Raw genomic sequence first — 23,799 nt, 5'->3', positions numbered from 1 at the left:
GATGGGAGCAGGCGATGGCAACAGGCATGGGCAGTGAAGCGGCGGCACCTGGTGGCGTACTGGCGCGTTTCGCCTGTGTCGTTTCCAGCGATCTGGACGAGGTGCGCGACGGCGTGGCACGGGTTTTTTGCGAGCACCGCCTGCACGTGGCCGGGGCGCCACGAGCGCTGGACACCCGGCTGTATTTCCGGCAGCTGCGCAGCGTCGGCGTGGGACGCATGAGTTACGGCGCAACGGTCGACATCGACCCCGGCATGCTGCGTGACTTCTACCTGCTGCAGATGCCGTCGCGGGGACACGAGGTGGTGGAGGTTGCCGGGCGGCACGTCTGCTCCACGCCCGACGTGGCTTCCTTTGTCAGCCCCCTCCAAGACTTCCGCATGCGGCATGGCGCCGATACCGAAAAACTCTTCCTGCGTGTCGACCGTGTGGCGTTGGAGCGCCAGTTTGCCCGGCTGTACGGCCGGCCTCCGCAAGGGGATCTCACGTTTGCGCCCGATATCGCGGTGGACCAAGGGCCGGGGATGTCGATACGGCGCCTCCTACACTGGCTGGCCGGCGAAGCGTCGGGAGGCCTGTTGCTGGAGCAGCCGCTGAGCGCGGCCAGCGTCGAGGACATGGTGCTGACCGCGTTGCTCGATGGTTTGCCGCACAACCAGACCCCGTTGATGCCGGTCTCCAGCAGCGTGGTCGCGCCGCGCGTGGTGCGAAGGGCACGCGAATACATCGAACAACACATGGATGAGCCGATGAGCGTGGGCGATATCGCCGCCCACGTGGGGGTCAGCGCGCGCGGGCTGCACCTGGCCTTTCGCAAGTACCACGACACCACGCCCATGGCCTGCCTGCGCGACATGCGGTTGGACCGGGTGCGTGCCGACTTGTTGCGAGGCGACGGTGCAGGGGGCGTGGCCAGCGTCACCGCCACCGCCGTACGTTGGGGGTTTTCCCACTTGGGGCAGTTCTCGGCCAGCTACCGCCAACGTTTTGGTGAGTTGCCATCCCAGACCAAGGCGCGCGCCTGCCATTGAGGTCGGGCGCCGGCCGATCAGTCCGGTATCGCGGGCTCCACCAGCTTGGCCAGCTGTTCCAGCGACTCCTGCCACCCCAGGTAGCACATCTCCACCGGAATGACCTCCGGCACCCCTTCCTGCACGACACTCAGTTCGGTGCCACACAGCACCTGCCGCAGGCTGACGGTGACCTTCATCTCGCCCGGCAGGTTGGGGTCGTCGAAGCGGTCCGTGTAGCGGATCTTCTCGTTCGGCACCAGCTCCAGGTACTCTCCGCCGAAGGAATGGCCGTGGCCGGTGCCGAAGTTGCGGAAGGACATGCGGTGCGTGCCGCCCACCCGTGCCTCCATGTGGTGGACCTGGCAAGTGAAGCCATATGGCGGTAGCCATTTGGCCATGGCGTCGGGTTCCAGGAAGGCGCGGTAGACCCGCTCGGGCGGCGCGCGCAGGACGCGGTGCAGTCGGACAGTGCCGGTGGTCATGGGAAGCTCCTTGTGGTGTGAGGGGGTGTGGCTGTACGACGATCCAGGGGCTGCGAAATCGACATCGGAACGCGAAGCCGCTTTGCTGGATCAACTTCACCGGTTCAAAAAGACCTGGAAAGCTGGATGGTGCCCCACACCAGCACGACCAGTTGCGCGAGGTTGACCAGCAGCGCCAGGCCGTGCACCCGGCGAAAGCGCTGGACCGCGCCGTCGGTGTTCGATTCGATCTGGCTGCCCAACTGCAACATGGTGGGCAAGAATCGCCTGCGCAGGGCCACGGTGACGGTGGCCAGCGCGGCCGCTCCGAAGGCGAAGGCAAACTGGCCCCACAGCCCGTAGCTGAGCGCCGCCCCGAGCGCCGCCCAGAAGGCCACCTTGTAGTAGAGGTTGAAGAAGCTGCGAACAAAGCGCGCATCGAGCGGCTCGTCGTGTTTCAGCACCAGCAGGGGCAAGCCACCCAGCAGGAAGTAGGTGGTGATGACCAGCAGCGCGACGGTGAATACGAAAGATGGGTAGACGGCGGACGGCATGGCTTTCCCCTTGCTGGCGACCGGCGTGCCGCCGAGACTTCGTGCCGGAGGCACGGGCGCGGACAGCGGCGACACCGTCAGGTCGTGCCATGCTACAAGCTGCGGGGCCGCCGGTACAGGCGGGGAACACAAGGCCTCCCGGCCGCCTAAGCCCGCCTCGGCCTCAGCAACACCACCAGTGCCCCCGCCCCCCCATCCACCGGCCGCGCCTGCACAAAGGCCATGACCTCGGTTTTCTGGATCAGCCAGCTGTGCACGCGGCCTTTGAGCACGGGCATGCGGCCGGGGGAGCCCAGGCCTTTGCCGTGGACCACGCGCACGCAGCGCAGGCCGGCCTTGTGGGTTTCGCGGATGAACTGGCCCAGGGCCTCGCGGGCTTCGTCGCGACGCAGCCCGTGCAGGTCGATCTGGCGCTGGATGCTCCAGACGCCGGCGCGCAGCTTGCGCACCACGTCGGCACCCATGCCGGGACGGCGAAAGCTCAGGTGTTCGTCGGTGTGCAGCAGGGTTTCGGCGTCGAATTCGTCGGACAGGGCTTCCAGCATCACGGCCTGCTCGTCGCGTTCGCGTTGCAGGGGCAAGGGCAGGGCGGGCGCGGGCCTCAGGTGCCGGTGGCCGCTGCTGCGCAGGGGCTGGACGGGGCCCACCGCGTTGGCAAACAGGTGTTTGCGCGTCTGCCGTTCGCGCTCGGCCGCCTGGCGGGCGGCTTCCTGTGCCGCCCGGGCCTGGCGTTGCGCCTGCAGTTGTTTTTGCAGTTGTTTGAGTTCGGACAGCCCGTGCACTTTCATGCCGGGTATTGTCAATGCGGCGGACCGCGCCCGTCAGACCAGGCCCATTTCGGCCATGGAGCGCCAGCCGCTGACGCAGACGACGACGTGGTCCAGCACACGCACATCCACCAGGCCCAGAGCGCTCTTGAGGGTTTGTGTGAGCATTTCGTCGGCGCGCGAGGGCTCGGCCACGCCGCTGGGGTGGTTGTGGGCCAGCACCACGGCGGCGGCATGGTGGTGCAGGGCGCGCAGCACCACCTCGCGCGGGTAGACGCTGGCCTGGCTGAGCGTGCCGCGGAACATCTCCTCCAGCACGATCAGCCGGTGCTGGCTGTCCAGGAACAGCACCGCGAACACCTCATGGGGCTTGGCGCCCAGTTGCAGCTGCAGGTAGTGGCCCACGGCCTGGGGCGAGTCGAACACCGGCTGGGCGCGCAGTTGCTGGGTCAGCGCACGGCGCGCCAATTCGAGCACGGCCACCAGCTCGGCGCGTTTGGCCGGGCCCAGGCCTTTGATGGCCTTGAGCGCTTCGGCGGGGGTGTGCAGCAGACCGGCCACGCCGCCGAAGTGGTCCACCAGTTCCTGCGCCAGCAGCAGCACGTTCTTGCCCGGCAGGCCGGTGCGCAGCAGCAGGGCCAGCAGCTCGGCGTCGCTCAGGGCGCCGGGGCCGCGGGACAGCAGTTTTTCGCGCGGGCGCGCGTCTTGCGGCAACGCCCGCAGCGTGGCTTCTCCCTGCGCCATGGCCGTCCTCCCCCATTTTTTACAATAGAGCCAGTTTAGATACCCGGTTCGCCGCTTTTTCCCGTTCATCGGTTCCCCCATGCCCCAAGTCGACAGCGCTTCTTTCCTCACCCTTCACTACCGGCTGTCGGGGCCGGACGGGCGTGCCTTCATCAACACCTTCGACGGCCCGCCGGCCACGCTGAGCCTGGGCATGGGGGAGCTGTCCCCGGCCATCGAACAGCGCCTGCTGGGGCTGGAGGAGGGCACGCGGACCACCTTCGAGCTGGCCGCCGGCGAGGCCTTTGGTGAACGCCAGCCCGAGATGGTGCAGTGGGTGGCGCGCAAGCTGCTCAACGAGCTGGGTGATCCGCTGGAGCAGTACACCGCGGGCGACGTGGTGCAGTTCCCCACGCCCGACGGCCAGGGCCAGTACGCCGGCACGGTGGTGGAGGTGCGCACCGACGGTGCCGTGTGTTTCGACTTCAACCACCCGCTGGCCGGCCAGCCGGTGTCGTTCGAAGTTCAACTGATTGGTGTCCTATGAAGCCTCACGCAGAGCCTGCAGCCCGCCTGGAGCGCAGCGAAGCACACGCAATGGCGAGCACGGGGGTTGAAATCACCTTGGCCGAGCCGCGCGGCTTTTGTGCGGGCGTGGACCGTGCGATCGAGATCGTCGAGCGCGCGCTGGCCAAGTTCGGCGCGCCCATCTACGTGCGCCACGAGATCGTGCACAACACGCACGTGGTCAACGACCTGAAGGCGCGTGGCGCCATCTTCATCGAGGAGCTGGACGACGTGCCCCCGGGCGCCACCCTGGTGTTCAGCGCCCATGGCGTGAGCAAGGCGGTGCAGAACGAGGCCGAGGCGCGTGGGTTCCAGATCTTCGACGCCACCTGCCCGCTGGTGACCAAGGTGCACGTGGAGGTGGCCAAGCTGGCGAAGGAGGGCTTCGAGTTCATCATGATCGGCCACAAGGGCCACCCCGAGGTGGAAGGCACCATGGGCCAGCTCGACGAGGGCATCCACCTGGTGGAGGAGGTGGCCGACGTGGCCCGTGTGGCGCCACGCCAGACCGCCAAGCTGGCCGTGGTGACCCAGACCACGCTGAGCGTGGACGACGCGGCCGAGATCACGGCCGCGGTGCGCGCCCGTTTCCCGCAAGTGCGCGAGCCCAAGCAGCAGGACATCTGCTACGCCACCCAGAACCGTCAGGACGCCGTCAAGCTGCTCAGCGCCCAGGTGGACGTGGTGGTGGTGGTGGGCAGCCCCACCAGCAGCAACACCAACCGCTTGCGCGAGCTGGCCGACCGCCTGGGCGTGCCCGCCTACATGGTGGAGGACGCCACGGAATTGCAGCCCGAGTGGTTTGTCGGCACGGCCCGCATCGGCCTGACCGCCGGTGCGTCGGCCCCCGAAAGCCTGGTACAGGGCGTGGTGACACGCCTCAAGACGCTGGGCGCGGTGTCCGTGCGCACGCTGGCCGGCGCCGAAGAAACCATGAAATTTCCCCTGCCCAAGGGCCTGAAATAGCCCACCCCCGAAGCGGCTGACGCCGCCTCCCCCTCAAGGGGGCGACACCAGCCGTCCGGCAAAGCCGGCCCGGCGGTGTCCCCCGATGGAACCCAGCCGCTTACCTACAATTTCGCCATGCTAGACATCACCCTGCTCCGCAAAGACCTCGACGGTGTGGTCGCTCGCCTGCTGACCCGCAAGACCCCCCAGCCCTATCTGGACGTGGCCGCCTTCCGCACCCTGGAAGGCGAGCGCAAGACCCTGCAGACGCGCACCGAGGAGCTGCAGAGCCAACGCAACAGCCTGTCCAAGCAGATCGGCCAGCTCAAGGCCAAGGGCGAGAGCGCGGAGGGCGTGATGGCCCAGGTCGCGGCCATCAAGGACGAGCTGGAGCGCTCGGCCGCGCGCCTGGAGGTGCTCCAGGCCGAACTGCACGCGCTGTTGCTGGCCGTGCCCAACCTGCCCCACGAGAGCGTGCCGGTGGGCGGCGACGAATCGGGCAACGTGGAGCTGCGCCGCTGGGGCAGCCCGCGTGTCTTCGACTTCCCGGTCAAGGACCACGTGGACCTGGGCGAGCGCCTGGGCCTGGATTTCGACACCGGCACCAAGCTGGCGGGTGCGCGCTTCAATTTCATGCGCGGCCCCATCGCCCGCCTGCACCGCGCCCTGGCGGCCTTCATGCTCGACATGCAGACCCGCGAGCACGGCTACACCGAGTGCTACACGCCCTACATCGTCAACGCCGACACCCTGCGCGGCACCGGCCAGTTGCCCAAGTTCGAGGGCGACCTGTTCGCGGTCAAGAAGGGCGGCCAGGACGGCGAGCCGGTGCCCGACACGCAGGCGCTGTACCTGATTCCCACGTCCGAGGTGACGCTGACCAACGTGGTGCGCGACGAGATCGTGGCCGAGGCCGATTTGCCGATCAAACTGACGGCGCACACGCCGTGTTTCCGCTCCGAGGCCGGCAGCGCCGGGCGCGACACGCGCGGCATGATCCGCCAGCACCAGTTCGACAAGGTCGAGATGGTGCAGATCGTCCACCCCGAGAAAAGCTACGCCGCGCTGGATGAAATGACTGGTCACGCCGAGGCCGTGCTGCAGCGCCTGGGCTTGCCCTACCGCGTGCTGGCCCTGTGCACCGGCGACATGGGTTTTGGCGCCACCCGCACCCACGACCTCGAGGTCTGGCTGCCGGCGCAGAACACCTACCGTGAGATCAGCTCGGTCAGCAACTGCGAGGCCTTCCAGGCCCGCCGCCTGCAGGCCCGTTTCAAGAACGCACAGGGCAAGAACGAACTGGTGCACACGCTCAACGGCTCGGGCCTGGCCGTTGGCCGCACCCTGGTGGCGGTGCTCGAAAATTACCAGCGCGCCGACGGCCGCATCGACGTACCGGCGGCCTTGCAGCCCTACCTGGACGGTGCCGAGGTGCTCTGAGCACCGCTTAGAATCTCGGGTTTGCCCCTAGGAGCCATGTCAATGTCGCAAGAAACAGAAATCGAACAACGTGTCGTCGCCGTCGTGGTGATCGGCGCCATCCTCCTGGCCGTGGGCATGGCGCTCGGCTTTGGCATCCACAAGTCGCGCCCCAAGGCCAAGGTCGCGCCAGCGACCGCCGTGGCCGCCGCGCCAGCCATCGACGCCGATGGCGCACGCGTGGTGGTGGACGCCGGTGTGGTCAAGTTCTACTTCGCCGCCGGCAAGGCCGATCTGGCGGTGGACCTGTCCACCGAGGTGCAGGCCGCGCTGAACGAAGCCGCCGCCGCCGCCAAGGCCGGCAAGAAGCTGGTGGTTTCCGGCTTCCATGACAGCACCGGCGACGCGGCCCTGAACGCCGAGCTGGCCAAGCAGCGCGCCCTGACCGTGCGGACCGTGCTGGTGGGCCTGGGCGTGGCTGAAACGTCGGTTGAACTCAAGAAGCCCGAGCAGATGACGGGTACGGGCAGCAACGCCGAAGCACGCCGCGTGGAAGTGGCCATCGCGCCCTGATCGGTCTGTGCCGTCGTCTGGCTCTGGGCCAGAGCAGAACCCTCAAAGACCCGCCCACCGTGGCGGGTTTTTTGCGGCCTCACGGCAGGAGGGGTGCAATATCCGGGAACGACAGGCAACAAAAAACCGCCCGAAGGCGGTTCTTGCTTTTCTTTGCTGGCAGCGCACCCGATTCAAACGGCGGGCGGGATCGTCAGAGCCCGGCCCGGGCGGTTGACCTGTTTCAGGTCAGGCGGCGGCGGCCAGGGACTTGACCTTGGCCGACAGGCGGCTCTTGTCGCGAGCGGCCTTGTTCTTGTGGAAGATGCCCTTGTCGGCGATGGTGTCGACGACGGCTTGCATCTTGGCAAACAGTTCCGTTGCCTTCGACTTGTCGCCGGCCACGACGGCCTTCTCGACGTTCTTGACAGCGGTGCGGTATTTGGAGCGCAGCGACGAGTTCGCGGCGTTCAGTTTGACGTCCTGGCGGGCGCGTTTGCGGCCGGATGCCAGACGGGGGTTCTTTTTCTTGGGTTTGGCGGTTGCCATGAGTGTGTTCCTTTGGGTTTGTGGATGTTGCCAGCAAAGCCCTACATTATAGCCCTGAGCCGATTCGCGGCCGGACAACTGCACGGGAGAACGAGATGAAATGGGAAAACAACCGGGAATCCGACGAAATTGAAGACCGCCGCGACAGTCCTGGCGGGGGTGGCCTGCCGGGCGGGCCGCGCCTGGGGGGCCGTGGGGTGGGGCTGGGCACGATCGTGGTGGCGCTGGTGGCCGGCTGGGCGCTGGGCATCAACCCGCTGACCGTCTTGAGCGTGCTCAGCGGCGGCGACATGGCGCCAACGGCCCAGGTGGACAGCGCGCCCGCGCCAGCCGGGGCGCCCAAGGACGAGATGGGCCGCTTCGTCGCATCGGTGCTGGGCGGCACCGAGGACGTCTGGGGCCAGATTTTCCAGGCCAACGGCGCTCAGTACGCCAAACCCCGCCTGGTGCTGTTCCGCCAGGCCACGCCCACGGCCTGCGGCACCGGCCAGGCGGCCATGGGGCCGTTTTATTGCCCCGGCGATCAGAAGGTCTACATCGACCTGGGCTTCTACGAAACCATGAAACGCCAGCTGGGCGCGCCCGGCGACTTCGCACAGGCCTATGTGATCGCCCACGAAGTGGGCCACCACGTGCAGAACCTGATGGGCATCACCGGCAAGATGGACCAGATGCGCGGCCGGGTCAGCCAGCGTGAATTCAACCAGATGAGCGTGCGGGTGGAGTTGCAGGCCGACTGTTTCGCCGGCATCTGGGCCCACCACAACCAGAAAACCAAGGCCATCCTGGAGCCGGGCGACGTGGAGGAAGCCCTCAACGCCGCGGCCGCCATCGGCGACGATGCGCTGCAGCGCAAGTCGCAGGGCCAGGTGGTGCCCGACAGCTTCACCCACGGCACGAGCGAGCAGCGCCAGCGCTGGTTCCAGGCCGGCTTCAAGACCGGCAGCGTGCAGGCCTGCGACACCTTTGCCGCACGCGGTCTGTGAGGCTGCCCGTCCCGCCTTGGGAGGCCTGCTCGGCCTTCTGAGGGCAAAGTGAGACAATACGCGCCGAAATGACACAATCTTTTTCTGAACTGTCCCTGGCGCCCACCCTGGCGCGTGCCGTGGCCGAGATGGGCTACGAGACCATGACGCCCATCCAGGCGCAGGCCATTCCGGTGGTGCTGCAAGGCCGTGACGTGATGGGCGCCGCCCAGACCGGTACCGGCAAGACGGCCGCCTTCTCCCTGCCGCTGCTGCAGCGCCTGCTCAAGCACGAGAACGCATCCACCTCGCCCGCGCGCCACCCGGTGCGTGCCCTGGTGCTGCTGCCGACGCGTGAACTGGCCGACCAGGTGGCCGAGCAGATCAAGCTCTACGCCAAACACACCCAGATGCGCAGCACCGTGGTGTTCGGCGGCATGGACATGAAGCCGCAGACGCTGGAGCTCAAGAAGGGCGTCGAGATCCTGGTGGCCACTCCGGGCCGCCTGCTGGACCACATCGAGGCCAAGAACTGCGTGCTCAACCAGGTCGAGTACGTGGTGCTCGACGAGGCCGACCGCATGCTGGACATCGGCTTCCTGCCCGACCTGCAGCGCATCCTGAGTTACCTGCCCAAGCAGCGCACCACGCTCTTGTTCAGCGCCACCTTCTCGCCCGAGATCAAGCGCCTGGCCAGCAGCTACCTGCAGGACCCGGTGACCATCGAGGTGGCCCGCTCCAACGCCACCGCCTCCACGGTGGAGCAGTGCTTCTACCGCGTGGACGACGAGGACAAGCGCCGCGTGATGCAGCAGATCCTGCGCGAGCGCGGCGTCAAGCAGGCCTTTGTGTTCGTCAACAGCAAGCTGGGTTGTGCGCGGCTGGCGCGCACCCTGGAGCGCGATGGCCTCAACACCACGGCGCTGCACGGCGACAAGAGCCAGGACGAGCGCCTGAAGGCGCTGGACGCGTTCAAGACCGGCGCGGTCGACCTGCTGGTCTGCACCGACGTGGCGGCGCGCGGCCTGGACATCAAGGACGTGCCGGCGGTGTTCAACTTCGACATCCCCTTCAACGCCGAAGATTACGTGCACCGCATCGGCCGCACCGGCCGGGCTGGTGCCTCGGGTCTGGCGGTGTCCTTCGTCACGGCCAAGGACACCCGCCTGCTGGGCGACATCGAGAAGTTGATTGGCAAGAAGGCCGAGTTCGTGCCGGTCGAGCCGGAGCCGGAGCGCCGCCCCGGGGGCCGATACAACGACGGCCAGCGCGTGTGGCAATCGCCCCAGCGCGACGAGGCCTCGGCGTCCCGCCCGCCACGTGCGCCGCGGGCACCCCGTGCCGCGGCCGATCCGTTCTTCGACCAGCCCTACCAGCCCAGCGTCGCGACCGAGGCCAAGCCGGCCTGGGAAGTGGCCGAGAAGCCGGTGGCGCGTGGCCTGTCGCCCAACATCAAGCCCAAGAAAAAAGTGCCGGCGCTGTTCAAGGCGACCGCGACCGAGTCCTGAACCCGTTCAGGCCTGGCCGGGCACCTGGGCCTGCTCGCAGCGCACCTGCAGGATCTCCACCTCGCCTGGCGTGGCCAGCAGGCGGGCCGCGCTCAGGCAGCCACCCCACACACAGCCGGTGTCCAACGCCAGCACATCGGGCCTTTGCATGAGGCCCAGCGTGGACCAGTGGCCCACGGCCACCGGCGCGCCGGCGCTGTTGCGCTCAGGCACATCGAACCAGGGCATGAAGCCTTTCGGCGCCGCACCCGCCCCGTCCTTGGTGGCGAAATCCATCACGCCTTGGGCATTGCAGAAGCGCAGCCGCGTCAGCGCGTTCACCACCACCCGCAGCCTGTCCATGCCCTGCAGGCCGTCGTGCCAGCGGTCGGGCTGGTTGCCGTACATCTGGTGCAGGAAGTCCGGCCACCGCGGCCCACGCAGCACCGCCTGCACCTCGCCGGCCAGGTCCAGTGTCTGCTGAACCGACCACTGCGGCAGCAGGCCGGCATGCACCATCAGCCAGCCGTGCGCCTGCAGCGCCAGCGGCTGCGCGCGCAGCCAGTCGATCAGCCGCGCGCGGTCGGGCGCGTCCAGCACCGCCTGCAGCGTGTCGCTCCGGTGGGCCCGGCGGGCGCCCTGGGCCACGGCCAGCAGGTGCAGGTCATGGTTGCCGAGCACGCATCTTGCTGCGCCGTCCAGTGCCATCACGCGGCGCAGCACCGCCAGCGACCGCGGCCCGCGGTTGACCAGGTCACCGAGCAGGTACAGCGTGTCGCGGCTGGCTGAAAAACCGATGTGCGCGAGCAGGCGCGCCAGCGCGTCGTCGCAGCCCTGCACATCCCCAATCATGTAAAGTGCCATGGGCAAATTATGGACATCCTGCTGATCGTTTTTCTGACCGTGCTCAATGGCGCCTTCGCCATGTCGGAACTGGCGCTGGCGTCCAGCCGCAAGGCGCGTCTGCTGGCCATGGCCGAAGCCGGCGACAAAGGGGCGCAGACAGCCCTGGAACTGCTGGAGAACCCGACCCAGTTCCTGTCTTCGGTGCAGGTCGGCATCACCTCCATCGGCATGCTCAACGGCATCGTGGGCGAGGCCGCTTTCAGCGGTGGTCTGGCGCTGTGGCTGGGCGGCCTGGGCATGCCCGAGGCGGCAGCGGAGGTCACGGCCACCTCGTTGGTGGTGGTGGTCATCACCTTCGTCACCATCGTGTTCGGTGAGCTGGTGCCCAAACGCATCGGCCAGCTCTACCCCGAGACCGTGTCGCGCTGGGTGTCGCGCCCCATGGCCTGGGTGGCCCGCATCGCCCGGCCGTTCGTGAGCCTGCTGTCGGTCACCACCTCCGGCGTGCTGGCGCTGCTGCGGGTGGACGTGAACGCGCAGCAGACCGTGACCGAGGACGAGATCAACGCCAGCCTGGAAGAGGGCGTGGGTGCCGGCATCATCGAAGCGCACGAGCATCAGATGGTGCGCAACGTTTTCCTGCTCGACGACCGCCAGCTGGGCTCCATCATGATTCCGCGCGCCGACATCGAGTGGCTGGACGCGGGCGACACGCTGGACGCCGCGCTCAGCCGCGCCTGGGTCACCGGACATTCGTGGTACCCGGTGTGCCGGGGCGGCCTGGACGACGTGGTCGGCGTCATCCACCTGCCGCGCATGCTGGCCTTGCGCGAGCAGGGCGTGACCGATCCCCTCCTGAACCTGGTGGAGCCGGCGGTGTTCGTGCCCGAGACGCTCAGCGGCATGGAGCTGCTGGAGCAGTTCCGCGCGCGTGCCACGCGGCTGGTGTTTGTGGTGGACGAATACGGCGTGGTACAGGGCCTGCTGACGCCGTTGGACATGCTGGAGGCCATCACCGGCGAACTGTCGCCGCAAACGCCGGTGGACGCCTGGGCGACCGAGCAGACCGATGGCTCCTGGCTCATCGACGGCGCCATGCCGGTGCCCGAGCTCAAGGCGCGCCTGGACATCAAGGAACTGCCGGACGAGGACAAGGGCCGCTACAACACCGTGGCCGGCCTGATGCAGACCGTGGCCGGCGACCTGCTGGAGGTGGGGGACGTGGTGGAGTGCGCGGGCTGGCGCTTCGAGGTGCTGGCCCTGGACGGTCGGCGCATCGACAAGGTGCGGATCACCTCGGTGCCGGTCAGCGAGGCCATGTCGGTGGACGGCCCGGTGTCGGTCCATTGAGCCCGGCGGCCTGCGGCGCCGCAGGCGCTCAAGCCAGGGTGTCGGCCCAGATGTTGCGTGCCCAGGCCAGGGCGTAGTGCCCTTCCAGCGCGCTGGCCGCCGCCGACAGGCCGCCCGAGCCGGCCACGGTCAGCATGGTCTTCTGGGTGGCGTCGTAGCGGTGCACGCTGGCGACGTGGACCACGTCCGTGTCGGTCACGAAGCTGTAGCAGGTGTTGGCGTAGAGGGGCAGTTGCGGCGGTTCCTGACCGGCCAGCAGCGCCACCACGGCGGCCGCGCAGGTCTTGCCGTGTTGGTTGGCCATGTGACCGGATTTGGGCATGCCCGGCGCGATCTGGATGGCGTCGCCCAGCACGTGCACGTTTTTCGCCACCTTGGATTCGAAGGTGAGGAAGTCGACCTCGCACCAGCGCCTGTTGGCGGTGGCCAGGCCGGCCTGGACGGCGATGTCGCCGGCGCGCATGTCGGGGATGACGTTGGCCACGCCCGCCTTGAAGTCGTCGTTGAACTCGAACTTCAGGGTCTGGGTGGCGGCGTCGACGTCGGTCAGCTTGTGTTTGGGCCGGTACTCGATGAGCCCCTTGTAGTGCTCGTCCCAGGCCTTCAGGAACAGGCCCTTCTTCGATGTGATGTCGTCGTTGGCGTCGAAGATGATGACCTTGCTGCGGGGCTTGGCCTTCTTGAAATAGCTGGCCACCAGGCTGGCGCGTTCGTAGGGGCCGGGAGGGCAGCGGTAGGGCGCCAACGGAATGGACAGGGCATAGACACCGCCGTCGGGCATGGCTTCGAGCTGGCGGCGCAGCGCCGCCGTCTGTGCACCGGCTTTCCAGGCGTGAAGCACGCGTTCCTTGGCGGCGGCGCTGGCCATGCCGGGCAGGGTGTCCCACATGAAGTCCACGCCGGGCGAGACGATCACGCGGTCGTAGGGCAGCTCGCCGCCGCCGGCCAGCCTGACCTGGCGTTTGTCGGTGTCGATGGTGGCCACCGTGCCACGCACCAGCTTCACGCCGTGGCGCTTTTCCAGGTTGTCGTAGGGCGTGGTGATGTCGGCCATCGTCTTGTAGCCCCCCACCACCAGGTTGGAGATGGGGCAGGAGACGAAGCTGGCGTTGGGTTCGACCAAGGTCACCTGGACCGTGTTGTTGGAGAACAGTCGCAGGTACTTGGCGGCCGTGGCGCCGGCGTAGCCGCCGCCGATCACCACCACCTTGGGGCCGCTGCCGCCCATGGTGGCACAGCCACCCAGCACACCCATGCCGGCCACGGCGGAGCCCGCACCCAGCGTCTGAACGAATTGACGGCGTTTCATCGGGCGCTCCTCAGGGTTTCTGGGCGGCAAAGTAGGCCGCGATCTGCTGGATCTGCTCGTCGCTGTAGCCCTTGGCGATCTGGTGCATCAGCGTGGCGGGCCGGCTGCCGCTCTTGAAGTCCAGCAGCTTGCGGGCGATGTCGGTCTTGCCCGCCAGGGGCTCCATGCCGGGCTGGGCGCGGCCATCGGTGCCATGGCAGTTGGCACAGGCGGCGGCCCAGACGCGGACCTGGTTGACCTGGGCCTGCGCGGGCAGGGTGAGGGCGCTCGCGGCGGCGAGCGCCAGTGTGAGGGGCCAAAGGCGCATCAACTTCTCCTGAAAAGGGCCAGGGGCGAGCCGGTCGCCGCGGCCGGATACAAGAACGTGTTCACGAACTCAGCAAGGACCATTCTGATCTGGCCCGGTTGCTTGTGAAACAAGGGGGAAACCCTCAGCCGGCGGCCGCCTGAACCGCGATGCGCATCTGGGCCGAGAAGGTCTCGCCGGGCGCCAGCACGCGCAGGCCCAGGGTATCGGCCGCCAGGCCCTGCGCCTGCAGGTTGACGGCGTTGTTCACGTGGCTGACCGGCTCGATGGCGACGAAGTCGCGCGTGGCGTTGGTGAACACCACCAGGCGGCTCAGGCTGGCGCTGATCTGCACGCGCAGCGCCTCGTCGCTGAGCCGCACCTCGCCGCTCCAGCCGTCGAAGCAGTGGTCCACGTCCAGCGTCGCGCAGTCGGTGTCCAGGCCCGTGGATGGCCGGCGCTCGGTCGGCAGCTTGTCCGGCCCCATCTCCCAGCGGCCGGTGGCCGCAAAGGACACGTGGCTGCCCGGTCGCTTGACGAAATAAGGGTGCCAGCCCAGGCCCACCGGCGCCGCCTGCTGCGACTGGTTGGTGATGGACAGGGTCAGATCCAGCGCGCCGTCGCGCAGTTGCAGGGTCTGCGAGGCGTCGTAGGCAAAGGGCCAGGCGGTGTCGGCGCGGTGCTCGTGCGCCAGCATCACAAACTGTGGGTTGTGCTCCAGCACCTCCCAGGTGCGCATCCAGCCCACGCCGTGGATGGCGTGGGGCTCGGGGGAAAAGTTCTGCACCAGCGGGTGGCCGGTGCCCTGCCAGCGCAGCGTGGCGTGGCCGATGCGGTTGGAAAATGGCACCAGCGGGAAGCTGCCGGACAGCCGGACGGTGTGCAGCTCGTCGCCAGGCGTGGAGCGCAACACGGGCACCTCGCCCAACCACAGGCCGGCGATGCAGGCGCCGAGGTCGGGCCGGATGTCGCAGCGCAGCTCGCCGTCGCTCAGGTGCAAGGTGGTCATGGTGTTCAACTCAGCAGGGCCTGCGCGAATTCGCGGGCGTTGAAAGTTTCCAGGTCTTCCAGTTTCTCACCAACGCCGATGAAGTAGACCGGCACCGGCTTTTCCATCGCGATGGCCGCCAGCACCCCGCCCTTGGCCGTGCCGTCGAGTTTGGTGACCACCAGGCCGGTGAGCTGCAGCGCGTCGTCGAAGGCGCGCACCTGGTTGAGCGCGTTCTGGCCGGTGTTGCCGTCGATCACCAGCAGCACCTCGTGGGGCGCGGTGGCATCGGCCTTCTGCACCACGCGGCGGATCTTGCGGAGCTCTTCCATCAGGTGCAGCTGCGTGGGCAGGCGCCCGGCGGTGTCGACCAGCACCACGTCCTTGCCCCGCGCGCGACCCGCGCTCACGGCGTCGAACGCCACGGCCGCCGGGTCGCCGCCTTCCTGGCTGACGATGTCCACCAGGTTGCGGTCGGCCCACACGCCCAGCTGTTCGCGGGCGGCGGCGCGGAAGGTGTCGGCCGCCGCCAGCAGCACCGAGGCGCCTTCGGTGGCCAGGTGTTTGGTGAGCTTGCCGATGGACGTCGTCTTGCCGGCGCCGTTGACGCCGGCCACCATGATCACGGTGGGGCTGTGTTCGCCGATCACCAGGGGCTTTTCGAGCGGGCGCAGCAGGTCGGCCAGGGCTTCGGCCAGCAGGCCCTTGACGGCACTGGGTTCGGTGGCCTTGGCCTCCTTCACCCGGCGCTTGAGGTCGTCGAGCAGGAACTGCGTCGCCTTGACGCCGGTGTCGGCCATCAGCAGCGCGTCTTCCAGCTCTTCGTACAGCGCATCGTCGATGCGGGTGCCGGTGAACACGGTCGCGATGCTGGAGCCGGTCTTGCGCAGGCCGGCCGTGAGGCGGTCCAGCCAGCCAGCGCGGGCGGCGGGCGCGGGCTCGGCCGCCGGGGCGGGCGGCACCGGGGCCGGCGGGGGTGGGGCGACCACCTCGGGCAGGACCGCCAGCGGTGGTGCCACCACCGTGGGGGCTGAAACAGAGGGCGGCGCTGGCGTGGGCGCTGGTTTGTCGCCAAACGGGTTGCGCAGCCAGGACAGGCCCGCGCTGGGCGCGGGCGCAGGCTCGGGCGCCGCTGCCGGGGGGGACGCGGGGGGCTGGTCCACGGCCGAGGGCTCGACGGGGCTGTCGGTCACCGGCGGCGGAGGGGCTTTTTTCTTGAAGAAACTGAACATCGGGCCGTTTATAGAATCTGTTGCATTCTATGAAACGATTTGTCCACCGATTCGGTGCGCTGTTGGCGGCCCTGCTGCTCAGCCCGCCTCTGTTTGCCCAGACCGCCTCATTCACCCTGGCCAATGGCCTGACGGTGATCGTCAAGCCGGACCTCCGGGCACCCACCGCGGTCCACATGCTGTGGGTGCGTGTGGGCTCCATGGACGAGGTCGACGGCAGTTCGGGTGTGGCCCATGTGCTGGAGCACATGATGTTCAAAGGCACACCCACGGTGGCGCCGGGCGAGTATTCGCGCCGCGTGGCCGCGCTGGGCGGTACCCACAACGCCTTCACCACCCGTGACGCCACCGCCTACTACCAGCAGGTGCCGTCCGACCAGGTGCTGGCCGTGATGCAGCTGGAGGCCGATCGATTTGCCCACAACCAGTGGTCGGACGAGGAGTTCCGGCGCGAGATCGAGGTCATCAAGGAAGAGCGCCGCCAGCGTGTGGAGGAGTCGCCCCGTGCGCGCATGTTCGAGGCCTACAACGCGCTGGTGTTCCAGGCCAGTCCCTACCGGCGCCCGGTGATCGGCTGGATGAACGACATCGAATCGCTCACGCCCGACGACGCGCGGACCTTCCACCGGCAGTGGTACGTGCCGGCCAATGCCGCCGTGGTGGTGGCCGGCGACGTCGACCCACAACAGGTGCGGACCTGGGCCGAGCAAACCTATGGACAGATCCCGGCGCGTGCCGTGCCCACGCGCAAGCCGCGTGTGGAGCCCGAGCAGCACGGCCCGCGCCGCATGGAATACCGTGCCCGCGCCGAGCAGTCGCTGCTGACGCTGGGCTGGAAGATGCCGCAGCTGCGCGCGCTCGACGCCGACGACGCCGGCAGCCAGGACGCGCTGGCGCTGACCCTGCTGGCCAGCGTGCTCGACGGCTACAACGGTGCCCGCCTGGGCCGCGCGCTGGTGCAGGGCGAGGGCGGTGCGCGCCTGGCCGACAGCGTGGACGCGTCCTTTGGCCTGCTGGGCCGGGGGCCGCAGCTGTTTTCGCTGACCGGCGTGCCGGCGCCCGGCGTGGGTGTCGATGTCCTGTCCGAGGCCTTGCTGGCCCAGGTGCGGCGTGTCGCACAAGCCGGCGTGACCGACGCCGAACTCGAACGTGTCAAGACGCAGTGGCGCGCCGGCGAGGTCTACAAGCTCGACGCCGTGACCAGCCAGGCGCGCGAGCTGGGCAGCTACTGGGTCAACGGCTGGGGTACCGACGCCGGGGAGCGCCTGCTCCAGCGCCTGATGGCGGTGACGCCGGCCCAGGTGCAGTCGGCCGCTCAGCGCCTGTTTGACGACCGGCAGCTCAATGTGGGCGTGCTGGTGCCGGAGGCCAAGCCATGACGCGCCTGAGACCTTGGAAGTACCTTGCCGCCCTGCTGCTGTGCGGGGCCGGCGTGGCCCATGCGGCCCTGCCCATCGAGCAATGGATCCACCCCAGCGGCGCGCGCGTCCACCTGGTCAGCAGCCCGGCCATTCCCATGCTGGACCTGAGCGTGGATTTCGACGCCGGCAGCCGGCGCGACCCGGCCGCCCAGGCTGGCCTGGCGCGCGCCACCGCCAGCATGCTGGACAAGGGGCTGGCCGCGGCCGATGGCCAGCCCGCGCTGGATGAAAACGCCCTGGCCGAGGCCTGGCTGGACCTGGGCGCGCAATTCGGCGCCAGCGCCAGCAGCGACCGCATGGGCTTTGCGCTGCGCAGCCTCACCGAGCCGGCCCTGCTGGCGCGCGCCACCGCCCTGGCGGCGCGGCAACTGGCCCACCCCGCTTTCCCCGAGGCGGTCTGGGCGCGCGAGCGCGAACGCAGCCTCGCCGCCTTGCGCGAAGCCGAAACCCGCCCCGGCACCCACGCGGGAAGGGCCTACAGCCGCGCCGTCTACCAGGGCCATCCTTACGGCCAGGAAACCACCGCCGACAGCCTGCGCGCCATCGGTGTGGCCGACATGGCCCGCTTCTACCGCCAGCATGTGATGGCCTGTGGCGCGCGTGTCAGCCTGGTGGGGGCGATCGACCGCGCCGCCGCCGACCGTATCGTCGGGCAGCTGATGGCGGGCATCGCCAGCCACGGCTGCCGTGCCCTGCCGAATGTGCCCGAGGTGGCCCCGCTGGCCGCGCCGCGCGAGGAGCGCATTGTGTTCGCGGCGGCGCAGGCGCAGGTGCTGCTGGGCCAGCCCGGCATACGCCGCGACGACCCGGACTTCCTCACCCTGCTGGTGGGCAACCATATCCTGGGCGCCAGCGGCTTCACCTCGCGCCTGATGGACGAGGTGCGTGAGAAACGCGGCCTCACCTACGGCGTCTACAGCAGCCTGGCGCCGGGGCGGCACGCCGGTGCCTTCACCATCAGCCTGCAGACCCGCCCCGACCAGGCCGAGGCCGCGCTGGCGCTGTCGCGCGAGGTGCTCACCCGTTTCGTGGCCGAAGGCCCGACCGCCGCCGAACTGCAGGCGGCCAAAGACGCGCTGATCAAGGGTTTTGCGCTGCGCCTGGACAGCAACCGCAAGCTGTTGGACAACGTGGCCAACCTGGCCTGGAACGACCTGCCGCTGGACTACCTGGACACCTGGACCACCAAGGTGGCTGCGGTCACGGTGGACGACATCCGCCGCGCCTTCCAGCGCGTGCTCGCGCCCGATCGGATGGTGAGCGTGATCGTCGGGGGCAAGGCGCCATGAACATGCGCAGCAAAACAAGTGGCGGGGCACGGCCGGCGGCGAGTGCCCCCGGCGTGGTCCGCATCATCGGGGGAACGTGGAAGCGCAGCAAGCTCGCGGTGGCCGCCGTCCCCGGCCTGCGGCCCACGCCCGACCGCGTGCGTGAGACCCTGTTCAACTGGCTGGGCCAGGACCTGAGCGGCCTGCGCTGCCTGGACGCTTTCGCCGGCAGCGGCGCGCTGGGTTTCGAGGCGGCCTCGCGAGGCGCGGCCGAGGTGCTGCTGATCGAGCAGGCCCCGGCCTTGGCGGCCAGCCTGCGCGACAACGCCACGCGCCTGCGGGCGAGCCAGATCACGGTTTTGCGCGGCGATGCCCTCAGCCTCATGCGCCAGCGCTCGGGTCAGGGCTGGGACGTGGTGTTCCTCGACCCGCCGTTTGGCGATGGCCAGAACGAGGCCCTGTTCCGCGAGGCCTTGACGGCTGCCCGGGCGCTGGTCGCGGCCGATGGCCGTGTGTACCTGGAGGCGCCACGCCCCTGGGGCGAGGCCGAGCTGTCCGGTCTGGGTTGGGCGCTGCTGCGCCAGGGGCGTGCCGGGCAGGTGGCCTTTCACCTGTTGGGGCCAGCGCCGGGCGGCGGATAATCGGGGCATGAGCATGCCCGTTCCCGCCCGCCGCATCGCCGTCTACAGCGGCACCTTCGATCCCCTGACCCTGGGCCACGAGGACGTGGTGCGCCGCGCCGCCGGCCTGTTCGACGAACTGGTGCTGGCCGTGGCCATGGCGCACCACAAGAAGACCCTGTTCAGCCTCGACGAACGCATCGCCATGGCCCGTGCCGCGCTGGCCGGCCTGCCCAACGTGCGGGTCGAGCCGTTCGACGGGCTGATCATGGATTTCTGCCGCGAGCAGGGCGCCTGCGCCGTGCTGCGTGGCGTGCGCAACGTCACCGATTTCGACTACGAGGCGCAGATGGCGGCCATGAACCGCAAGCTGCTGCCGTCCGTGGAAACGGTGTTCCTGCTGCCGCAGGCCGAACTGCAATGTATTTCCAGCACCCTGGTGCGCGAGATCTCCAAGCTCGGTGGCGACATCGCGGCCATGGTCAGTGCGCCGGTGGCCGCGGAGCTCGCTCGGCTCCACGGCCCCGCCCGCGTGCAATGTTGAAAGGGGGCACACCATGGCGCTGATGATCACCGACGAGTGCATCAACTGCGATGTCTGCGAGCCCGAGTGCCCGAACGAGGCCATCTACCTCGGTGCGGAAATCTACGAAATCGACCCGGCCAAGTGCACCGAGTGTGTGGGCCATTTCGATGAGCCGCAGTGTGTGCAGGTCTGCCCGGTGGCCTGCATCCCGGTCAACCCGCAGCATGTGGAAAGCCACGAGACGCTGTGGCAGAAATTCCAGCGCCTGCAGAAGGCCGGTCAGCCTTTGTCGGCAGCGGGTGACGGCTCCGCGCCGGCCGCTTGAGCGGGCGGTGCCTGTCGCGGCGGTTTGGGCCGGGGCGGCTTGCTGGTGTGGATGCGGGCCGTGGCCTCGTTCATGCGGCCGGCCAGCAGGTCGGGCAGGGCCAGCAGGCAGCGCGTGAGGCTGGCCTCGATGGCTTCGCGCTGGTCGGGCGCGGGTTTCTTGAGCACCCAGTTCGCCACCTCGCTTTTGTCGCCAGGGTGGCCGATGCCGATGCGCAGCCGCCAGTAGTCGCTGCTGCCCAGTTGGGCATGGATGTCGCGCAGGCCGTTGTGGCCGGCGTGTCCACCGCCTTTCTTGAGCTTGCATTCACCGGGCGCGAGGTCGAGTTCGTCGTGCACCACCAGCACCTCGTCGGGCGTGATCTTGAAGAAGCGTGCCAGCGCCGCCACCGCCTGGCCGGAGCGATTCATATAGGTCATGGGCTCCAGCAGCCACACAGGCTGCCCGGCCACGCTGGCACGCGCCACGTTACCAAAGTAGCCACGTTCGGCCACCAGGTGCACCTTGAGCTCGCGCGCCACGGCGTCCACCCACCAGAAGCCGGCGTTGTGGCGGGTCTGTTCGTATTCGGGGCCGGGGTTGCCCAGGCCAACGATGAGTCTGATCATGGGGCGCGATTATCCGTGGCTTGATTCTGGCGTTGAGAAACAAAAAAGGCCCGCGTGCGGCGGGCCTTTCGAAGCGCAAGGCGAAGAATCACTTCTTCTTCTTGCCCTTCTTGTCGTCGGCGGCAGCGGCCACGGGAGCGGCCACCACTTCTTCCACCGGAGCCACCAGGGTGGCGATGGTCAGGTCCTTGCGGCCGTGGGTGACGATCTTCACGCCGGCGGGCAACTGGATGTCGCTGGCGTGGATGCTGGAGCCGCTGGTGGCGTTGCTCAAATCCACCTCGATGTGCTCGGGCAGCTGGACGGCCAGGCACTCGATTTCGATTTCATTGACCACGTGGTTGACCACGCACTTGTCGGTCTTGACGGCCGGCGAGTTCTCGGCACCCACAAAGTGCAGGGGCACCTTCTTGTGCAGGCGGGTCTTCTCGTCCACGCGCTGGAAGTCGATGTGCAGCACTTGCTGCTTGAAGGGGTGGTACTGCACATCGCGCAGCAGCACTTTTTCAACCTTGCCGGCCAGTTCCATGTCGAGGATGGAGGCGTGGAAGGCTTCTTTCTTCAGGGCGTGCCACAGCGCGTTGTGATCGACTTCGATCGTCACGGGCGCGGTGCTGCCACCAAAAACGATACCGGGCGCGCGGCCGGTGTTGCGCAGACGGCGGCTCGCACCCGTACCCTGCTTGTTGCGCTCAAAAGCGACGAATTGCATAACGTTCTCCAGATGAGGGGTTCCGCGACCAGAACGCCTCTGTTTCAAATGGCGCCGCACGATGCGGCACCGGCTTTTTGTTGCCCTCAGGACCTCAGAAGAGGTTCTCCTGATCGGCAAACAAACTCATGACCGACTCGCCGGAGGCAATGCGCTGGATGGTCTCGGCCATCAGCGGTGCCACGGAGAGTTGGCGGATCTTGGGGCAGGCCTGCGCGGCCTGGCTCAGGGGAATGGTGTTGGTCACGACCACCTCGTCCAGGGCGTCACCCTTGGCGATGCGGTCGATGGCGGGGCCCGAGAAGATCGGGTGGGTGCAGTAGGCGTACACGCTCTTGGCGCCGCGTTCCTTCAGCACCTCGGCCGCCTTCACCAGCGTGCCGGCGGTGTCGATCATGTCGTCCATGATCACGCAGTTGCGGCCTTCGATGTCGCCGATCACGTGCATGACTTCCGACACGTTGGCCTTGGGGCGGCGCTTGTCGATGATGGCCATGTCGCAGTTGAGCTGCTTGGCCAGGGCGCGCGCGCGCACCACGCCGCCAACGTCGGGCGAGACCACCAGCAGGTCGGGGTAGTTCTTCTGGCGCAGGTCGCCCAGCAGCACCGGCGAGGCGTAGATGTTGTCGACCGGGATGTCGAAAAAGCCCTGGATCTGGTCGGCGTGCAGATCCATGGTCAGCACGCGGTCGACGCCGACGGCCTGCAGCATGTTGGCCACCACCTTGGCCGAGATCGGGACGCGGCTCGAACGCGGACGGCGGTCCTGGCGGGCGTAGCCGAAATAGGGGATCACGGCCGAGATGCGCGAGGCGGAGGCGCGCTTGAGTGCGTCGACCATGATGATGAGTTCCATCAGGTTCTCATTGGTCGGCGCGCAGGTGCTTTGCACCACGAAGACGTCGCGGGCACGCACGTTCTGCGTGATCTCCACCGTGACCTCGCCATCCGAGAAACGGCCGACGTTGGCCGCACCCAGGGTGGTGTTCAGGTGCTGAGCGATGTCAGCGGCCAGCACCGGGTTGGCGTTGCCGGTGAAGATCATGAAATCTGGTGGTTGCGGCTGCATGGCGGTTCCCGGTGGTGACGGAGGTGCAACAGTGTTGTGCAACGTTGAAAACAGAACAAGCGGCCATCACCGAAGTTCAGGCCGCTTGTGTTTTGGTGCCGTGACCCGTGGCGGCCATCAGCACCCTTCATGTGGTTTGGCAGGGGAGGAAGGACTCGAACCCTCGCATGCCGGAATCAAAATCCGGTGCCTTAACCAACTTGGCGACTCCCCTACGCAGGCCATTTGCCACTCGGGCAAACAGCCGAAACTGTCGCTGTCTGCACATCACAAAAATGCGCTGGGCGAGATTCTAACCTTCACACCAGCCATGCAATGGATGCACATCCATGTTGCTGCAAATTTTCACCACCCACTGGCTTGGTGCATCCTGCACGAGGCCGGATACGTCCACATCGTCCGCCAGCGGCGCGAACACCGCACTGCCCGATCCCGTCATGCGAGCCGACAAGCCCTTGGAGGCCAGCCAGTCGAGACACGCCGTGATCTCGGGGCAAACGTCTTGCGCCACCGCCTGCAAGTCATTTTGACCAAACGACCACGGGCTGCTGCATGAGCGGTTGCCGGGCGGTGGGTCATCCTGACTGCCAAACGTGTTTTGAATGTCGTTTGCAGCAAAGCCTGAGAGTATAGCAGGCTTTGTGTCACGTTTCAAATTGGGCGAGCCAAAAATCGCTGCGGTCGACGCGCCGGTGGCCGGTTTGACGACGATGAAGCGGCCGCGCGGCAGCGCGATCGGGGTCAGGCGTTCGCCGATGCCTTCGACCCAGGCATGCCGGCCGCCGATGAAGAAAGGCACGTCGGCGCCCAGCGCCAGGCCGATCTGCGCCAGGGCGGGGCGGGGCAGTCCCAGGCCCCACAGGCGGTTGAGCGCCAGCAGCGTGCTGGCGGCATCGCTGGAGCCGCCGCCCATGCCGGCCTCGGCGGGCAGCTGTTTGTTCAGGGTGATGTCCGCGCCCAGGGTGCAGCCGGTGTGCTGCTGCAGCGCGCGGGCTGCACGCACGCAGAGATCCACCTCGGGCAGCGCGGCCGCGCCCGGCGGGCGGCCCGCATCGGTGCGGCGGATCTGGCCGTCGTCGCGGCGCTTGAAATGCAGGGTGTCGCACCAGTCGATCAGCATGAACACCGACTGCAGCAGGTGGTAGCCGTCGGGCCGCCGGCCCACGATGTGCAGGAAGAGGTTGAGCTTGGCGGGCGCGGGCACGTCCCGCAGTTCGGTCAGCATCTCGACTGT

General features: G+C 68.1%; 27 protein-coding genes and 1 tRNA gene. 13 read left to right on the top strand and 15 right to left on the bottom strand.

Annotation, left to right across the window (positions count from 1 at the left end):
* Positions 1-14 precede the first annotated feature (14 nt).
* Positions 15-1,031: an AraC family transcriptional regulator gene (locus tag AAHB17_RS11705; protein ID WP_342130751.1), complete on the top strand. Its 1,017-nt coding sequence runs from the start codon at positions 15-17 to the stop codon at positions 1,029-1,031.
* A gap of 17 nt (positions 1,032-1,048) precedes the next feature.
* Here the strand turns inward: AAHB17_RS11705 and AAHB17_RS11700 are convergent, their stop codons facing one another.
* The 4 genes from AAHB17_RS11700 to radC all read right to left on the bottom strand — a co-directional run bounded on the left by AAHB17_RS11700 (position 1,049) and on the right by radC (position 3,539).
* On the bottom strand, positions 1,049-1,495 hold the full coding sequence (locus AAHB17_RS11700; protein ID WP_342130750.1) for an SRPBCC family protein: 447 nt from the start codon (positions 1,493-1,495) through the stop codon (positions 1,049-1,051).
* Between the two features lie 104 nt (positions 1,496-1,599).
* Complete coding sequence (locus AAHB17_RS11695) at positions 1,600-2,028, bottom strand: hypothetical protein (RefSeq protein ID WP_342130749.1); 429 nt, start codon at positions 2,026-2,028, stop codon at positions 1,600-1,602.
* A gap of 146 nt (positions 2,029-2,174) precedes the next feature.
* Positions 2,175-2,816: a Smr/MutS family protein gene (locus AAHB17_RS11690; protein WP_342130748.1), complete on the bottom strand. Its 642-nt coding sequence runs from the start codon at positions 2,814-2,816 to the stop codon at positions 2,175-2,177.
* Positions 2,817-2,849: 33 nt separating this feature from the next.
* Entirely contained in the window at positions 2,850-3,539 is a 690-nt protein-coding gene (gene radC / locus AAHB17_RS11685) for a RadC family protein (RefSeq protein ID WP_342130747.1), read from the bottom strand.
* Positions 3,540-3,618: 79 nt separating this feature from the next.
* On the opposite strand from radC, the gene AAHB17_RS11680 reads away from it, so the two are divergent.
* The 4 genes from AAHB17_RS11680 (at position 3,619) to AAHB17_RS11665 (ending at position 7,025) form a co-directional block, all read left to right on the top strand.
* Positions 3,619-4,065 (top strand): FKBP-type peptidyl-prolyl cis-trans isomerase, encoded by a 447-nt coding sequence (locus tag AAHB17_RS11680; protein WP_342130746.1) that lies wholly within the window; start codon positions 3,619-3,621, stop codon positions 4,063-4,065.
* Between the two features lie 50 nt (positions 4,066-4,115).
* Complete coding sequence (ispH, locus tag AAHB17_RS11675) at positions 4,116-5,051, top strand: 4-hydroxy-3-methylbut-2-enyl diphosphate reductase (protein ID WP_342130762.1); 936 nt, start codon at positions 4,116-4,118, stop codon at positions 5,049-5,051.
* A 117-nt stretch (positions 5,052-5,168) separates the two neighbouring features.
* Positions 5,169-6,473 carry a serine--tRNA ligase gene (gene serS, locus AAHB17_RS11670; RefSeq protein WP_342130745.1) on the top strand — a complete coding sequence of 435 codons (1,305 nt, stop codon included), beginning with the start codon at positions 5,169-5,171 and terminating at the stop codon, positions 6,471-6,473.
* 42 nt (positions 6,474-6,515) lie between these two features.
* On the top strand, positions 6,516-7,025 hold the full coding sequence (locus AAHB17_RS11665) for an OmpA family protein (RefSeq protein WP_446719589.1): 510 nt from the start codon (positions 6,516-6,518) through the stop codon (positions 7,023-7,025).
* 228 nt (positions 7,026-7,253) lie between these two features.
* Here AAHB17_RS11665 and rpsT read toward each other — a convergent pair whose 3' ends face one another.
* The gene (gene rpsT / locus AAHB17_RS11660) at positions 7,254-7,553 is read right to left on the bottom strand and encodes a 30S ribosomal protein S20 (RefSeq protein WP_342130743.1); all 300 of its coding nucleotides are present in this window, start codon (positions 7,551-7,553) and stop codon (positions 7,254-7,256) included.
* Positions 7,554-7,648: 95 nt separating this feature from the next.
* Here rpsT and ypfJ point away from each other — a divergent pair, with 95 nt between their 5' ends.
* Positions 7,649-8,539: a KPN_02809 family neutral zinc metallopeptidase gene (gene ypfJ, locus AAHB17_RS11655; protein ID WP_342130742.1), complete on the top strand. Its 891-nt coding sequence runs from the start codon at positions 7,649-7,651 to the stop codon at positions 8,537-8,539.
* 68 nt (positions 8,540-8,607) lie between these two features.
* Positions 8,608-10,026: a DEAD/DEAH box helicase gene (locus tag AAHB17_RS11650; protein ID WP_342130741.1), complete on the top strand. Its 1,419-nt coding sequence runs from the start codon at positions 8,608-8,610 to the stop codon at positions 10,024-10,026.
* 6 nt (positions 10,027-10,032) lie between these two features.
* Here AAHB17_RS11650 and AAHB17_RS11645 read toward each other — a convergent pair whose 3' ends face one another.
* Positions 10,033-10,869, bottom strand: coding sequence for a symmetrical bis(5'-nucleosyl)-tetraphosphatase (locus AAHB17_RS11645; RefSeq protein WP_342130740.1), 837 nt, complete (start codon positions 10,867-10,869; stop codon positions 10,033-10,035).
* 9 nt (positions 10,870-10,878) lie between these two features.
* On the opposite strand from AAHB17_RS11645, the gene AAHB17_RS11640 reads away from it, so the two are divergent.
* Positions 10,879-12,201 (top strand): hemolysin family protein, encoded by a 1,323-nt coding sequence (locus tag AAHB17_RS11640; RefSeq protein ID WP_342130739.1) that lies wholly within the window; start codon positions 10,879-10,881, stop codon positions 12,199-12,201.
* Between the two features lie 28 nt (positions 12,202-12,229).
* Here AAHB17_RS11640 and AAHB17_RS11635 read toward each other — a convergent pair whose 3' ends face one another.
* From AAHB17_RS11635 to ftsY, 4 genes are all read right to left on the bottom strand, one after another.
* Entirely contained in the window at positions 12,230-13,510 is a 1,281-nt protein-coding gene (locus tag AAHB17_RS11635; protein WP_342130738.1) for an NAD(P)/FAD-dependent oxidoreductase, read from the bottom strand.
* A gap of 10 nt (positions 13,511-13,520) precedes the next feature.
* Positions 13,521-13,817 (bottom strand): c-type cytochrome, encoded by a 297-nt coding sequence (locus tag AAHB17_RS11630; RefSeq protein WP_342130737.1) that lies wholly within the window; start codon positions 13,815-13,817, stop codon positions 13,521-13,523.
* Between the two features lie 124 nt (positions 13,818-13,941).
* Positions 13,942-14,805: an aldose 1-epimerase gene (locus tag AAHB17_RS11625; protein ID WP_342130736.1), complete on the bottom strand. Its 864-nt coding sequence runs from the start codon at positions 14,803-14,805 to the stop codon at positions 13,942-13,944.
* Between the two features lie 5 nt (positions 14,806-14,810).
* On the bottom strand, positions 14,811-16,016 hold the full coding sequence (gene ftsY / locus AAHB17_RS11620; protein WP_342130735.1) for a signal recognition particle-docking protein FtsY: 1,206 nt from the start codon (positions 16,014-16,016) through the stop codon (positions 14,811-14,813).
* 29 nt (positions 16,017-16,045) lie between these two features.
* Here ftsY and AAHB17_RS11615 point away from each other — a divergent pair, with 29 nt between their 5' ends.
* Genes AAHB17_RS11615 through AAHB17_RS11595 form a run of 5 tightly spaced genes read left to right on the top strand, consistent with a single transcriptional unit; the run spans position 16,046 to position 20,176 of the window.
* Positions 16,046-17,395, top strand: a complete 1,350-nt coding sequence (locus AAHB17_RS11615; RefSeq protein WP_342130734.1) for a M16 family metallopeptidase — start codon at positions 16,046-16,048, stop codon at positions 17,393-17,395.
* Positions 17,392-18,726 (top strand): M16 family metallopeptidase, encoded by a 1,335-nt coding sequence (locus tag AAHB17_RS11610; protein WP_342130733.1) that lies wholly within the window; start codon positions 17,392-17,394, stop codon positions 18,724-18,726. The genes AAHB17_RS11615 and AAHB17_RS11610 overlap by 4 nt, the downstream gene beginning before the upstream one ends.
* Before the next feature lie 2 nt (positions 18,727-18,728).
* On the top strand, positions 18,729-19,346 hold the full coding sequence (rsmD, locus tag AAHB17_RS11605) for a 16S rRNA (guanine(966)-N(2))-methyltransferase RsmD (RefSeq protein WP_342130732.1): 618 nt from the start codon (positions 18,729-18,731) through the stop codon (positions 19,344-19,346).
* 7 nt (positions 19,347-19,353) lie between these two features.
* Positions 19,354-19,869: a pantetheine-phosphate adenylyltransferase gene (gene coaD / locus AAHB17_RS11600; RefSeq protein ID WP_446719588.1), complete on the top strand. Its 516-nt coding sequence runs from the start codon at positions 19,354-19,356 to the stop codon at positions 19,867-19,869.
* Positions 19,870-19,882: 13 nt separating this feature from the next.
* Positions 19,883-20,176: a YfhL family 4Fe-4S dicluster ferredoxin gene (locus AAHB17_RS11595; RefSeq protein ID WP_342130731.1), complete on the top strand. Its 294-nt coding sequence runs from the start codon at positions 19,883-19,885 to the stop codon at positions 20,174-20,176.
* Here AAHB17_RS11595 and pth read toward each other — a convergent pair.
* The 5 genes from pth to ispE form a co-directional block, all read right to left on the bottom strand.
* Positions 20,131-20,784 carry an aminoacyl-tRNA hydrolase gene (gene pth, locus AAHB17_RS11590; RefSeq protein WP_342130730.1) on the bottom strand — a complete coding sequence of 218 codons (654 nt, stop codon included), beginning with the start codon at positions 20,782-20,784 and terminating at the stop codon, positions 20,131-20,133. The genes AAHB17_RS11595 and pth overlap by 46 nt on opposite strands.
* An 88-nt stretch (positions 20,785-20,872) precedes the next feature.
* Positions 20,873-21,496, bottom strand: coding sequence for a 50S ribosomal protein L25/general stress protein Ctc (locus AAHB17_RS11585; RefSeq protein ID WP_342130729.1), 624 nt, complete (start codon positions 21,494-21,496; stop codon positions 20,873-20,875).
* Between the two features lie 94 nt (positions 21,497-21,590).
* Positions 21,591-22,565, bottom strand: coding sequence for a ribose-phosphate pyrophosphokinase (locus AAHB17_RS11580; protein WP_342130728.1), 975 nt, complete (start codon positions 22,563-22,565; stop codon positions 21,591-21,593).
* 137 nt (positions 22,566-22,702) lie between these two features.
* A tRNA-Gln gene (locus tag AAHB17_RS11575) sits at positions 22,703-22,779 on the bottom strand.
* 78 nt (positions 22,780-22,857) lie between these two features.
* Positions 22,858-23,790 carry a 4-(cytidine 5'-diphospho)-2-C-methyl-D-erythritol kinase gene (ispE, locus tag AAHB17_RS11570; RefSeq protein WP_446719587.1) on the bottom strand — a complete coding sequence of 311 codons (933 nt, stop codon included), beginning with the start codon at positions 23,788-23,790 and terminating at the stop codon, positions 22,858-22,860.
* Between the last annotated feature and the right edge of the window lie 9 nt (positions 23,791-23,799).

The organism is Hydrogenophaga sp. OTU3427, assembly GCF_038440225.1.
Taxonomy (GTDB): domain Bacteria; phylum Pseudomonadota; class Gammaproteobacteria; order Burkholderiales; family Burkholderiaceae_C; genus Hydrogenophaga.
The sequence above is the reverse complement of the archived record's forward strand: the minus strand, read 5'-3'. Positions and strand labels throughout refer to the sequence as shown.

Bases quoted from the DNA above. Each gene is read 5' to 3' on its own strand.
- AAHB17_RS11635 (WP_342130738.1), bottom strand. From the start codon at position 13,510: ATGAAACGCCGTCAATTCGTTCAGACGCTGGGTGCGGGCTCCGCCGTG.
- AAHB17_RS11690 (WP_342130748.1), bottom strand. From the start codon at position 2,816: ATGAAAGTGCACGGGCTGTCCGAACTCAAACAACTGCAAAAACAACTG.
- AAHB17_RS11580 (WP_342130728.1), bottom strand. From the start codon at position 22,565: ATGCAGCCGCAACCACCAGATTTCATGATCTTCACCGGCAACGCCAAC.
- ispE (WP_446719587.1), bottom strand. From the start codon at position 23,790: ATGCTGACCGAACTGCGGGACGTGCCCGCGCCCGCCAAGCTCAACCTC.
- AAHB17_RS11625 (WP_342130736.1), bottom strand. From the start codon at position 14,805: ATGACCACCTTGCACCTGAGCGACGGCGAGCTGCGCTGCGACATCCGG.
- rsmD (WP_342130732.1), top strand. From the start codon at position 18,729: ATGCGCAGCAAAACAAGTGGCGGGGCACGGCCGGCGGCGAGTGCCCCC.
- ftsY (WP_342130735.1), bottom strand. From the start codon at position 16,016: ATGTTCAGTTTCTTCAAGAAAAAAGCCCCTCCGCCGCCGGTGACCGAC.
- AAHB17_RS11665 (WP_446719589.1), top strand. From the start codon at position 6,516: ATGTCGCAAGAAACAGAAATCGAACAACGTGTCGTCGCCGTCGTGGTG.
- serS (WP_342130745.1), top strand. From the start codon at position 5,169: ATGCTAGACATCACCCTGCTCCGCAAAGACCTCGACGGTGTGGTCGCT.
- ypfJ (WP_342130742.1), top strand. From the start codon at position 7,649: ATGAAATGGGAAAACAACCGGGAATCCGACGAAATTGAAGACCGCCGC.
- AAHB17_RS11630 (WP_342130737.1), bottom strand. From the start codon at position 13,817: ATGCGCCTTTGGCCCCTCACACTGGCGCTCGCCGCCGCGAGCGCCCTC.
- AAHB17_RS11680 (WP_342130746.1), top strand. From the start codon at position 3,619: ATGCCCCAAGTCGACAGCGCTTCTTTCCTCACCCTTCACTACCGGCTG.
- AAHB17_RS11585 (WP_342130729.1), bottom strand. From the start codon at position 21,496: ATGCAATTCGTCGCTTTTGAGCGCAACAAGCAGGGTACGGGTGCGAGC.
- AAHB17_RS11705 (WP_342130751.1), top strand. From the start codon at position 15: ATGGCAACAGGCATGGGCAGTGAAGCGGCGGCACCTGGTGGCGTACTG.
- rpsT (WP_342130743.1), bottom strand. From the start codon at position 7,553: ATGGCAACCGCCAAACCCAAGAAAAAGAACCCCCGTCTGGCATCCGGC.
- AAHB17_RS11695 (WP_342130749.1), bottom strand. From the start codon at position 2,028: ATGCCGTCCGCCGTCTACCCATCTTTCGTATTCACCGTCGCGCTGCTG.
- pth (WP_342130730.1), bottom strand. From the start codon at position 20,784: ATGATCAGACTCATCGTTGGCCTGGGCAACCCCGGCCCCGAATACGAA.
- AAHB17_RS11640 (WP_342130739.1), top strand. From the start codon at position 10,879: ATGGACATCCTGCTGATCGTTTTTCTGACCGTGCTCAATGGCGCCTTC.
- AAHB17_RS11615 (WP_342130734.1), top strand. From the start codon at position 16,046: ATGAAACGATTTGTCCACCGATTCGGTGCGCTGTTGGCGGCCCTGCTG.
- AAHB17_RS11700 (WP_342130750.1), bottom strand. From the start codon at position 1,495: ATGACCACCGGCACTGTCCGACTGCACCGCGTCCTGCGCGCGCCGCCC.
- coaD (WP_446719588.1), top strand. From the start codon at position 19,354: ATGAGCATGCCCGTTCCCGCCCGCCGCATCGCCGTCTACAGCGGCACC.
- ispH (WP_342130762.1), top strand. From the start codon at position 4,116: ATGGCGAGCACGGGGGTTGAAATCACCTTGGCCGAGCCGCGCGGCTTT.
- AAHB17_RS11650 (WP_342130741.1), top strand. From the start codon at position 8,608: ATGACACAATCTTTTTCTGAACTGTCCCTGGCGCCCACCCTGGCGCGT.
- radC (WP_342130747.1), bottom strand. From the start codon at position 3,539: ATGGCGCAGGGAGAAGCCACGCTGCGGGCGTTGCCGCAAGACGCGCGC.
- AAHB17_RS11610 (WP_342130733.1), top strand. From the start codon at position 17,392: ATGACGCGCCTGAGACCTTGGAAGTACCTTGCCGCCCTGCTGCTGTGC.
- AAHB17_RS11645 (WP_342130740.1), bottom strand. From the start codon at position 10,869: ATGGCACTTTACATGATTGGGGATGTGCAGGGCTGCGACGACGCGCTG.
- AAHB17_RS11595 (WP_342130731.1), top strand. From the start codon at position 19,883: ATGGCGCTGATGATCACCGACGAGTGCATCAACTGCGATGTCTGCGAG.